Below are 11,700 nucleotides of genomic sequence, written 5' to 3'. Positions count from 1 at the left end.
TTATTCGCTGCGTAAGCTCTTGACGGGGTTCATCAGGGCTGCTTTGATGCTCTGAAAACTGACCGTTAGCAGGGCGATGCTAATGGTCAGCAGACCGGCTAGCGCAAATACCCACCAGGCGATATCAATCTTGTAGGCAAAGTCCTGTAGCCACCGGTTCATAGCGTACCAGGCCAGGGGCGATGCAATGACGATAGCAACCAGTACCAGCTTCACGAAGTCGCGCGACAGTAACGCAACAACACTGGCAACCGACGCGCCTAACACCTTGCGAACGCCAATTTCTTTGGTCCGTTGTTGGGTTGTAAACATCGCCAGACCAAATAGGCCCAGGCAGGAAATGACGACCGTTAGTCCGGCGAAAATACTGAACAACTGCCCGATACGCTGTTCGGCTTTGTAAACGTTGTTGAAGCGTTCGTTCAGGAAGGAATAAGCAAAAGGCGTATTGGTTTGGGCTTTCCAGGTTTGCTCCACCGTTTTCAGCAGACCGGCTATATCGGTCGTCTGGATGCGCAGGGCCATCTGGTAGTTGTCGGACCCATAAAACATGACTAACGGGGCAATGCGCTGATGCATCGACGCGAAATGGAAATCGTTGACGACGCCTACAACCGTATACGTGCGTCTGCTCTCAGGGCTGCCGTTACCGACGGTCATAAGTTGTTGCCCAACAGGATTTTTCCAACCAAACTGTCGGACCGCTGCCTGATTGATAAGCACGGCAGCACTGTCGGTCGGAAAAGCTTTAGAAAAGTTACGGCCCTGAGCGATCCCGATCCCCAGCGTCGGTACGTAGCTCTCGTCAATATAGTAGGACTGCTCCCGGTAGGTAATCGACTCGCCAGCTCCGTTTTTTAATTGAAACCCATCCGTTGCCTGGTTAGAGGCTCCAGCGGGTAAGTAGCCTGCCAGCGTAACGTTACGGATGGAAGAGAGCTTAGCCAGTTCGGCTTTAAACGCATCCGCTTTAGCACCAAGGGAATAGGTGTCGTGGATAATCAGCACTTGATCTTTATCGAATCCGACTTTCTTATTCTGAATAAAATGGAGCTGCTGATACACCACCATAGTGCCGATAATCATGCTGATAGAGACGACAAACTGAGTCGTAACGAGGGTGTTGCGTAGCCAGCCGCTTTTAAAGCCCGCTCGAACCGTTCCTTTCAGGACGCTGATGGGCTTAAAGGCTGAGAGAAAAAAGGCGGGGTAACTACCAGCTAACAAACCAATCAACAGACTGGCCAGTAGCATGCCCGGCATCATCCAGCCATGTATGAGCGAACTGACCGAAAACTGTTTGTCGGCCAGTTGGTTGAAGCTCGGTAAGGCTACAACCACGATAACCAGCGCAACGAACAAGGCGATAAACGTGACCAGTACCGACTCACTCAAAAACTGCCCGACCAGTTGCTGTTTTACGGAACCCAGTACTTTGCGAATGCCTACTTCCTTCGCTCGTCCGGCTGATCCGGCCGTACTCAGGTTCATAAAGTTGATGCAGGCCACCAGCAGGATAAATACGGCAATGGCGGAGAAAATATATATGTATTGAATATCGCTGTTTGGCTCTATTTCATTCTCAAGGTGCGACTGAAGGTGAATGTCAGTAATGGGCTGAAACTGATAACTAAACCGGTCGCCTTTTCTATGGAAATCGACCAGACTTATACCCAGAAGGCTCTGGATTTCCGGCCCCATGTATTTACTGATCAACTCGGGCATTTTAGCCTTCAGGTTATCAATCGAGTAGCCGGGACGCAGAACCACATATGTATACGCTCCACTGGATAGCCACGTTTCGCGCAACTGAACCGAGCGAATAGACGCAAAAATGTCGTAGTGGAAATGCGTATTTAAGGGGACGTCCTGACAGACTCCCGTTACCCGAAAAAGGCCGCGTGTGCCCAGCGTCAGCGTTTTGCCGATAGGGTCCTGATTTCCAAAATATTTATGGGCCATTGTTTCGGTAAGTACCACCGTGTTGGGTTCAAGCAGCACCGTCTTTGCCCGGCCTTTTAGTAGCGGTATCGAGAAGACCTCGAAAAAGTTGGAATCGGGGAAAATGACATGCTCTTCTTTAAAACTTTCGTTCGCATTTTTGACGATAAACGTCCCTTCGTTGTACAGCCGTGTAGTGGCCTCTACCCCCGAATAGTCATGGAACATAGCTGGGCCAACGGGAACGCCAACGGGCGCAAGATTAATCGCTTTACCGCCAACCTGGCCGTCCATCGTTACGCGGAAAAGCCGATCGGCTTTGGCGTGGTAGTTGTCGTAGCTTAGCTCATGCTGGACAAATAACACAATCAACAGGCAGGTAGCCAGACCCATAGCCAGCCCGATAATATTGATGGCGGTGAATGCCTTACGGAGGACCAGGTTCCTAAAAGCGACTTTTAAATAATTTCGGATCATATCGGGGCTCAGAAAAAAGGTGGTCGTGTACTCAGGTACGTGCTTTGATTTGGCCATGGGCCGTAACAGCTTCAGGGCACTCAGGCTGTATCGCCAGTCGGCCCGTCGTTTGCCTACCGTTTTGACCCAGTAGGCGTAGAGTTCGAGCAGGTCGCCCTGCACTTCTTCGCCCGTGTTGGGATCGCCCCACCAGGTCAGGAGCTGGGTGGCCCAACGGGGTGGCTTAGCCGCTGCGTCACCAACGTTTCGGAAATGGTTCGGCATGTCAGTCTGGCGGTTTGGCTTTCCCATGGCTGTTTTAGGATCAATTGCCCATCAGTTGTAATGTTTGGGGAGGTAAGGCGCCCCACAACTCCTCCCGGATTTGCTTGACCTCCTGCAAGGCTCTACGTCCGGTTGCCGTAACGGCAAAAAAACGTTTTCGACGACCACCACGCTCTGCCGTAGCCCCGCCCATGGTCGACGTCAGAAAGCCTTTTTCGGCCAGGCGTTGCAGCGTCGTATGGACCGTACTGAAACCAACGGAGCGCCCCGTTTTTTGCTCAATCTCCTGGGTGATGGTAACGCCGTAAGCACCTTCATCCAGCACCGCAACGGTGAGCAGAACAATTTCTTCAAACTCTCCCAAAAAAGCCCGTTTCATAGCAGGGAATTATTTTATACGATTCTGTCGATCAAATGCGGTGCCAACCTGAGAAAAGCCATCATACCGCACTCTAGACGCATTTTTGCCAAAATAGACAATTGGTCTGGTGTCCAATAGCGGACACAAAACGTACTGAAACGGACAAGGCCACCCGTTTGGATGGCCTTGCTGATTTTACATGCATGAGGTTGTTATTCTGAGCGCAGGCTCTTGACCGGATTTATCAGGGCGGCTTTGATACTCTGGAAGCTCACGGTTAGTAGCGCGATACCCACCGCCAGCAGACCTGCTAACGCAAACATCCACCACGAAAGGTCAATTTTGTACATGAAGCTCTCCAGCCACTGATTCATGGCATACCAGGCCAGGGGAGAGGCAATGACAATGGCGATCAGGACCAGTTTGAGGAAGTCTCTGGAAAGTAGGGCCACTACGCTGGTAACCGATGCGCCGAGCACCTTCCGAACCCCAATCTCTTTGGTCCGCTGTTCAGCCGTGAAGGCCGCTAAGCCAAACAGACCCAGGCACGAAATGAAAATGGCCAGTATGGCAAAGTAAGTAGCCAGTTGACTGACGACCTGTTCGCTTCGGTACAGTTTAGCGTATTCCTGATCCGAGAACTGATAGGTGAAGGGGGTGAGTGGATTCAATTCTTTACATACTTTCTCCAGACTCGCAATGGCTTCCTGGGTCTTGCCCGCTTCGGCGCGGACCAGAATGGTGCCCCACTGTGGACGTCTATCCAGTCGGATAATGAGCGGTTCGATGGCCTGCCGCATCGAATTAAAATGAAAATCTTTCAGGACACCAATGATGTGTCCCTTATTCCCACCCCAATCGAGAGGTTTGCCTATTGGGTTTTTATATCCAATTTTGGCCAGGGCCGTTTCGTTGATGAGGAAGCCGAGGGTATCCGTTCCAAAGTCTTTCGAGAAGTCGCGGCCATCCTTCAAGGTCAACTTCAGTGTCTTGACAAAATCATAACCAACAGCCGTATTGGCGAACGTTGTTCGCAGGTTCGGGTCTTTACCGGTCCATCCGATATCATCAACGTGGTGGCCAAGCGCGGTTGGCGATTCCCGCATCCGGGAAACAGTCAGAATGCCGGGTAAGGCACTGATTTCTTCTTTGAATAAATCGTACTTCTGTGGTAAATCGCCTTCAACCGGGATATAAAGCAGGTTTTCGCGATTATAGCCCAGATTCTTCGTTTGGACGTAGTTCATTTGGCGGTAGATTACAATCGTACCGACAATCAGCATGATCGACAGTCCGAACTGAAAGACGACTAAACCCTGACGGAAAAAGGCCGCTCCGGCGCTAAACCGCAGGCTCCCTTTTAGCACCCGAATCGGGTTTAGCGATGACAGGAAGAGGGCGGGATAACTGCCGGCCACGAAGCCCGTCAGCAGGAGTAAACCCAGTAACGTAGCCCAGAATGCCGGACTAGTAACCGGTAGAACGAGCATTTTGCCGGTCAGGGTGTTGAAGGCTGGCAAAAGTAAGGCCACCAGCACAACCGCAATGATGATGGAAAAGGACGTGAGCAGCATAGCCTCGCCTACAAACTGGCCGATCAAGGCCGAACGAGCCGCGCCAACTACTTTCCGAACGCCCACTTCTTTGGCTCGTTTGGTGGAGCGGGCCGTGGCCAGGTTCATAAAATTGATGCAGGCAATCAGCAGAATAAATACGGCGACGATGCTAAACAGTCGTACATACTCGATCCGGCCCCCGTCGAGATAACCCTCTTTAAAGTTCGAATGCAGGTATTTTTCGGGATAGGGCTGCAGGCCTAATTCTACCAGAAAACCCTTCGTTTTTGGCACATATTTATAAATGAAATCTTTGATTTTGGCATCCACACGGGCCTGGTCAATGGGTTTGCCCATTCGGTCTGTCCGCAACTGTACATACGTCATCGGGTCCGTACTAGTCCAGGTTTTGGCCCAATCATTGTCTTTCTCGAAATCAACCCACGTTCGCAGAAAATCAAACTGCTGCGATGAGTTGGCCGGTAGGTTCTCAAATACGGCTGTCACCAATAAATCGACTTTGTTCTCGGCACGAATCGACTGGCCAATTGCTTTTTCTGCACTCCCGAAGAAGGCTTCGGCCATTTTGCGGGAGATCGCAATGCCGCCCGGACTACGCAGCGCCGTTGCGGCTGTTCCCTGCAAAAAAGGATAACTGAACATGGTAAAGAAATCGGCTCCTGCAAACGTCCCTTCCATTTTAATGATCCTTTCTCCTACCGAAAATGTGGTGGGATAATTGGACTCCATAGCCGTAGCATACTGCACCTCAGGAATAGTCCGTTTGAGTTCGTCGGCCAGCAAGCCCTGAGTAAAGTAACTGGCGTAGACTTTTCCATCGAAATGCTGACGCTCATAGATCTGGTACAGGCTTTTACCATTTGCATGAAAGCTGTCTACGCTACGTTCGTCCTGCACCCATAGCATAATGAGCAGGCTGCATGCCATTCCCAGCGCAAGCCCCAGAAGGTTAATGGCCGAAAAGGCTTTGTTGCGAATCAGGTTGCGCCAGGCAACGGTGAAATAATTGCGTATCATGTCAGGATGAAGAAAGTAAAGGGTCGGGTAATCCGACGTTGCATATTCAGTAGAGGGACGATCAATAATCCAGGGCCGCATCAGGCTAAACACATCGCGCACGTAGCGTCGGCGCGCCTGGTGCAGCCCCACCAATTTGACCCGTTCCTGGAACAGCTCGTCGAGGTCGCCTTCCAGTTCGTCCAGCCGATGGGGAGCGCAGAACCAGTGCAGCAGGCGGGTGGCCCAGCGCGGTGGGAGGGGGGTTGGCTTCATGTTTATTCGCTGCGCAGGCTTTTGACCGGATTCATTAATGCTGCTTTGATACTCTGGAAGCTCACGGTTAGCAGAGCAATACCCAGAGTGAGCAAACCCGACACTGCAAACACCCACCACTCGATGTCAATTTTGTACGCAAAGCTTTGGAGCCACTGGTTCATAGCGTACCAGGCAATGGGCGAAGCAATGGCAATGGATAATAAGACCAGCTTGATAAAGTCCTTTGTTAGTAGAGCAACTACGTTGGTTACAGATGCACCCAGCACTTTCCGAACCCCAATTTCTTTAGTCCGTTGTTGGGCCGCAAAAGCGGCTAAGCCGAGTAAACCAAGGCAGGAAATCAGGATCGAAACAATCGTGAAGGTGTTAACGATCCGGGACGTGCGGGTATCTGACTGGTAGTTTTTCTGAAAGTCTTCGTTCAAAAAACTGTATTCGAACGGCTCATTGGCAACCAGTGTCTTCCATCTATTTTCTAGAAAAGGCAATACATCGCTCATATCTGTTGTTTGGATATGGGCCACCATGTAGTTGAACTGATTGCCAAGACTTAGATGAAATGCGTATGGTTGAATAGACTGATGTAAATCTGCAAAGTGAAAGTCTTTTACAACCCCTACTATTTCGTAAACATTGGTCGTGCCTTGCCAATCGAAATTGAGCTTTTGGCCAATGGCTTTTTTCAGCGGAATGGCAAATTTGCGCAATGTAGCTTCATTGACGACGATCCGGCTGGCGGTGTCGCCGGGGAAATCTCTCGAAAATAACCGCCCGGCCACCAGTGAAAAACGCATCACCTGCATAAATTCGGGTGACACTCGGTTCGTTTTAACGTCCTGAATTTCGTTTACTGACTGGTCGGGCCGGTACAAGCTAAAGTTAGTCTGGTTGGTTATGCCGGGATAGTAGTCTGCTCCAGCAACACCGGCTATTCGGCTGTTTTTTAGCATCTCCTGTTTAATCGCTGAGTAGTTACTTCCGTGCAGAGGCACAACTAGTTGCTGATCTTTGACAAAACCCAGAGGTTGGTCACGGAGAAAGTTCATCTGCTGGCGAATCACAATAGTCGCAACAACTAAGCCAATAGCTACTACGAACTGGAACACGACCAGGCCCCTGCGCAGACCTAAGGATGAAGACTGATTGGTGAATCTGCCTTTGATCACGTCTACGGGTTTGAACACGGATAAATAAAACGCGGGATAGCTCCCGGCTGCCAGTCCGGTGAGCAGAGTGAGTATCAGAAACGCAATAATCGTGAGTGGATTGATCAACTCCGATGTGGCTAATGATTTACCTGTAAGTTGGTTAAATGCTGGTAATGATAGGCTGACTGCCAGACTGGCAATCAGTAAAGAGATGATAGCGAGTAGCATAGACTCGCCCAGAAATTGTCCGACTAATCCTTGCTTCCCGGCTCCCAGCACCTTGCGTACCCCTACTTCAGTAGCCCTCTTCGCCGAACGAGCTGTCGATAGGTTCATGAAATTGATACAAGCAATCAGAAGTGTAAATAGGGCAATAGAGCCCAGAATATATAAATATTTTGCGCTGCTGGTAGCTGTTACAATGTTGGCGAGTTGACTATATAAATGAATGTTTTTTACAGGAACCAGAAAGATACGTTTGTCAAAACCAGCTTTTTTTAAACTTTGCCGAACGTACTTGTTCATAAATGCCGCTAATTTTCGGTTGAACTTTTCTGTATCGGTGCCAGGCTTTAGGCGTACGTACGTATAGTACAGATTGTTTCCTGTGTAGGTGGCAGGTTGTTCCCGGATAAATGCAGCCACCCAACCCACCGACATCGGTACAAAGAAACGGGCGTCGATATGTGACCTCGCCTGTTCGCCTTTGTAGACCCCAGTGATCTTGAAGTTTTCGCCAAATCCCGTCGTACCGCCAACACGAATTGTTTTATTCAGAACTGGCGTGTTGCCAAACAGTTTGTGGGCCAATTCCTCCGACAATACGACTGAGTGAGGATCGTTTAAAGCCGTTTTGGCATCGCCCTCCAGGAATGTGTAGGAAAATACATCGAAAAATGTGGAATCAACTTGATAGCCTTTGGTTTCATAGAAGGAATTAGCCGGTTTTCCGCGTTCATCAACGGTCAATAACGTTCGGTCTTCAATGATATTTACCCAAAGCCGGGTGGCCTCCATAACCTCGGGGTATTCAGCTTTAAGGGCCTGTGCATAGGAGGCCGAAAGTTTGGGGTATACTTCATGACCGCCAGCATTGATTGCTTCGCTGTTGACCAAATACAAATCGTCAGCAAACTCATGATGCCTGTCGAAGGAAAGTTCGCTTCGGATGTATAAAAGCAACAGCATACAGCATGTCATACCTGTTGTTAGCCCAATGATATTAATGGCTGAAAAGGCTTTGTTGCGAACCAGGTTTCGCCAGGCGACCGTGAAATAATTGCGGATCATAGCAGGATGAAGAAAGTAAAGGGTCGGGTAATCCGACGTTGCATATTCAGTAGAGGGACGATCAATAATCCAGGGCCGCATCAGGCTAAACACATCGCGCACGTAGCGTCGGCGCGCCCGGTGCAGCCCCACCGACTTGACCCGCTCCTGGAACAGCTCGTCGAGGTCGCCTTCCAGTTCGTCCAGCCGATGGGGAGCGCAGAACCAGTGCAGCAGGCGGGTGGCCCAGCGCGGTGGGAGGGGAGTGATGAGCTTCTTCATGACCAGGCCGTTCGGGGAATGGCATCCCACATTTGATTACGCACCTGCCGAATCTCTTCCAGCGCCCGTCGGCCGTAAGCGGTCACCGAGTAAAGCCGTTTCCGCCGACCACCCCGCTCCGATGTTACACCCCCCATCTCCGACTTGACCAGCCCTTTTTCCTGAAGTCGGTTCAGGGCCGAGTGGACAGCCCCCAGATTGACCGGCCGATTCATTTGTTGCTCGATCTCGGAGACGACCGCTGCCCCATACGCATCGCCCGACTGAATAGCGACTGCCAGTAAAACGATCTCTTCAAATTCGCCTAAGTACGTTCCTTTCATCAGAATTTATTAGTTGTGTATATGTATAACAAATGCCTCGCCAAACTAAAAAAAGAGCCATCCTGCGTAGGAATGGCTCTTTTTAATAAATCGACAAGAAAGCAATTGTCCAGAACCGGACATTTTTCGTACGCTTCTGGACAGTACGCATTTGGATAACCCGGCCTGTTCAGAAACCAAAGAGGTAATGTCATTCGGCACTTCGCAGGCTTTTTACCGGGTTCATCAGGGCGGCTTTGATGCTCTGGAAACTCACCGTTAGCTGCGCTATACCCACCGCCAGCAAACCCGCCAGCGCAAACATCCACCATTCGATGTCGATTCGGTAGGCGAAATCCTGTAGCCATTGATACATGGTCCACCACGCGAGGGGAGTCGCAATAAGAATGGCAATCAGAACCAGCTTCAGAAAGTCTTTGGAGAGCAGGGCGACAATACTGGTGACCGATGCGCCCAGCACCTTCCGAACTCCGATTTCTTTGGTCCGCTGCTCGGCAGTAAACATGGCCAGGCCAAACAAGCCCAGGCACGCAATGAAAATGGCAATGAAAGCGAATGAATTAGCCAGTGTGCCAATCAGCGTCTCGCTCTTGTACTGCTCCTTAAAGCTCTCATCGGCAAAGCGATAGGCAAATGGATAAGCCGGGTTAAATTGTTTGGCGAGCCGCTCCATGCTTTTGAGGGCCTGTTCTGTCTGGCCGGGGTGGGTGCGAACCAGCAGCGTGTTGTTCACCGAATCCAGGCGAAGAATAAGCGGCTCGATGGCAACGCGTAAGGAGTTCAGGTGGAAGTTTCTGATCAAGCCTACAATCTTGCCCGACTTACCCCAGAATTTTAAATTCTGGCCTACCGGATTTTTCATGCCCATGCGTCGGGCCGCTTCTTCGTTAACGATGTAGTTTGTGCTATCGGTAATGGTGCCTTTGGCGAACTCCCGGCCCTCGAGAAGCTTGATTTTCATCGTTTTGACAAAGTCGTAGCTGATCGCCATTTGGGTGAAAAGCGTCTTGTCATTCTGGGGCTTGCCGGTCCATTCGACACCAATGGTCGAACTGCCAATTTCCATCGGGTCGTTGCCCGCCGAAGAAACAGACTGAATACCGGGCGCTTGCAACAATTCCTGGCGGAAGGGCTCGAATCGTTTCGGGAGATCGCCTTCCAGCGTCATATACACCACATTTTCGCGGTCGAGGCCGAGGTTCTTGGTGCGAATATAATCCACCTGCCGACCAGCGATCAGCGTGCCGATAATCAATAGCAGGGATAAAGCAAATTGAAATACGACCAACCCCTGCCGAAATAACACCGCTCCTGAGTTGAACCGGAGGGTCCCTTTAAGGACTTTCACCGGTTGAAGCGATGACAGGAACAGGGCCGGGTAGCTACCCGAGACAATCCCCGTTACCAGGGCCAGTCCTAACAACGTCAGCCAGTATAAGGGATTGGCGTATTGGATCTCTATTTGTTTCTCCGTCAGCGTATTAAAGGGCGAGAGGAGAATAGGTACCAGAACAATGGCAATGAGTAGTGAAAACAGGGCGGTCAGCATGGCTTCGCCTACGAACTGCCCCACAAGGTACGACCGTTCGGCACCCACAACTTTCCGTATCCCTACTTCCTTTGCCCGTTTTGCGGAGCGGGCTGTGGCCAGGTTCATGAAGTTGATGCAGGCAATAATCAGGAGAAAAATAGCCACGATAGTGAATAGTCGCACGTATTCGATACGGCCGCCGTCTGGCTGGCCATTCGTGAATTTCGACTGTAAGTAGGCCTTCTCATACGGAAAAAGGAAGGTGGTGATGGTTGTTACGTTTTTGTCATGCTGCCGCACCATGTTCAAAATTTTGGCATTGACCGTCTTCACGTCGGCATTCTGGTGTAGCAGGGCATACGTCCTGATGCCGTTGTTTTCCCATTTTTCGAGCCATTTGTTCTCCTTCTCGTAGGGGGCTTCGGGCAAAACGAAGTCGAACTTAAGCGATGAGGTGGCCGGAATGTCCCGAACAACGCCCGTAACCTGATGATCTTCTTTATTGTCGACGCGAACCATCCGGCCCAGCACATCGGTCCGGCCAAAAAGCTTTTGGGCTACTTTCTCCGAAATAACGATGGCCGTTGGACCCGTAAGCGCCGTTTTCGACTCACCATGAACCAATGGGAACGAGAAGATCTGGAATAGATCGGGGGATGAATAGCGGCCCTTTTCTTTGTACGCTTTGTCGCCTACCGTCAGCAGGTGTTCTTCCTGCCAGGTAATCTTGACGGACCGTTCTACCTCCGGAATTTCGGCCGTCAGGGCGCTGGCCATTGGGCCGGGTGTGGCTGAGGTAGTACTGATGTCGTTGCCGGTCCATTGCTGATTTTCCATCACCTGATAAATGCGCGGACCATTGGTGTGGAACTGGTCGATGCTGCGTTCATCCTGCACCCAGAGCATGATGAGCAGGCTACAGGTCATGCCCAGTGCCAGACCCAGCACGTTGATGAGCGAAAAAGCTTTACTCTTGGCAATGTTGCGCCAGGCAATTTTGATGTAATTCCGAAGCATAGTTCCAGCAGTTGAGGGGTATCTTGATCAAAGACAGCAGAAAATCGCTTTCGTTGCTTGGGATTAACCCAGGTACAAACATGAGTGGCAATTTTAGTCAACCTGTGCGCAATTTGTGGCAGTATAGGCGAACAGAACGTGTAGGATAACCCAGGTGGCGAGGTAACAGGGCGGTCCTGTAGGGACTATTACACAACTTAAATTATAAGATAACAGAATAGTAATAACTTCTTGT

The 11,700-nt window shown here is 50.6% G+C and carries 6 protein-coding genes; all 6 read right to left on the bottom strand.

What is annotated here, in order from left to right:
* On the bottom strand, positions 1–2,709 hold the full coding sequence (locus SD10_RS18550) for an ABC transporter permease (RefSeq protein WP_227699013.1): 2,709 nt from the start codon (positions 2,707–2,709) through the stop codon (positions 1–3).
* 13 nt (positions 2,710–2,722) lie between these two features.
* Complete coding sequence (locus tag SD10_RS18545) at positions 2,723–3,061, bottom strand: PadR family transcriptional regulator (protein WP_046575782.1); 339 nt, start codon at positions 3,059–3,061, stop codon at positions 2,723–2,725.
* Positions 3,062–3,255: 194 nt separating this feature from the next.
* The gene (locus tag SD10_RS18540; protein WP_227699012.1) at positions 3,256–5,892 is read right to left on the bottom strand and encodes an ABC transporter permease; all 2,637 of its coding nucleotides are present in this window, start codon (positions 5,890–5,892) and stop codon (positions 3,256–3,258) included.
* A 2-nt stretch (positions 5,893–5,894) separates the two neighbouring features.
* Positions 5,895–8,594, bottom strand: a complete 2,700-nt coding sequence (locus SD10_RS18535) for an ABC transporter permease (RefSeq protein ID WP_227699011.1) — start codon at positions 8,592–8,594, stop codon at positions 5,895–5,897.
* Positions 8,591–8,917, bottom strand: coding sequence for a PadR family transcriptional regulator (locus tag SD10_RS18530; RefSeq protein ID WP_046575781.1), 327 nt, complete (start codon positions 8,915–8,917; stop codon positions 8,591–8,593). Before SD10_RS18530 ends, SD10_RS18535 begins: the two co-directional genes overlap by 4 nt.
* A 190-nt stretch (positions 8,918–9,107) precedes the next feature.
* On the bottom strand, positions 9,108–11,465 hold the full coding sequence (locus SD10_RS18525) for an ABC transporter permease (RefSeq protein ID WP_046575779.1): 2,358 nt from the start codon (positions 11,463–11,465) through the stop codon (positions 9,108–9,110).
* Positions 11,466–11,700: the final 235 nt, after the last annotated feature.

The sequence above is a fragment of the Spirosoma radiotolerans genome, from assembly GCF_000974425.1.
GTDB classification, from domain to species: Bacteria; Bacteroidota; Bacteroidia; order Cytophagales; family Spirosomataceae; genus Spirosoma; species Spirosoma radiotolerans.
The sequence above is the reverse complement of the archived record's forward strand: the minus strand, read 5'-3'. Positions and strand labels throughout refer to the sequence as shown.

What these genes read in the sequence shown, in the direction of transcription:
- SD10_RS18550 (WP_227699013.1), bottom strand. Translation starts at nt 2,709, where the DNA reads ATGGGAAAGCCAAACCGCCAGACTGACATGCCGAACCATTTCCGAAAC.
- SD10_RS18545 (WP_046575782.1), bottom strand. Translation starts at nt 3,061, where the DNA reads ATGAAACGGGCTTTTTTGGGAGAGTTTGAAGAAATTGTTCTGCTCACC.
- SD10_RS18540 (WP_227699012.1), bottom strand. Translation starts at nt 5,892, where the DNA reads ATGAAGCCAACCCCCCTCCCACCGCGCTGGGCCACCCGCCTGCTGCAC.
- SD10_RS18535 (WP_227699011.1), bottom strand. Translation starts at nt 8,594, where the DNA reads ATGAAGAAGCTCATCACTCCCCTCCCACCGCGCTGGGCCACCCGCCTG.
- SD10_RS18530 (WP_046575781.1), bottom strand. Translation starts at nt 8,917, where the DNA reads ATGAAAGGAACGTACTTAGGCGAATTTGAAGAGATCGTTTTACTGGCA.
- SD10_RS18525 (WP_046575779.1), bottom strand. Translation starts at nt 11,465, where the DNA reads ATGCTTCGGAATTACATCAAAATTGCCTGGCGCAACATTGCCAAGAGT.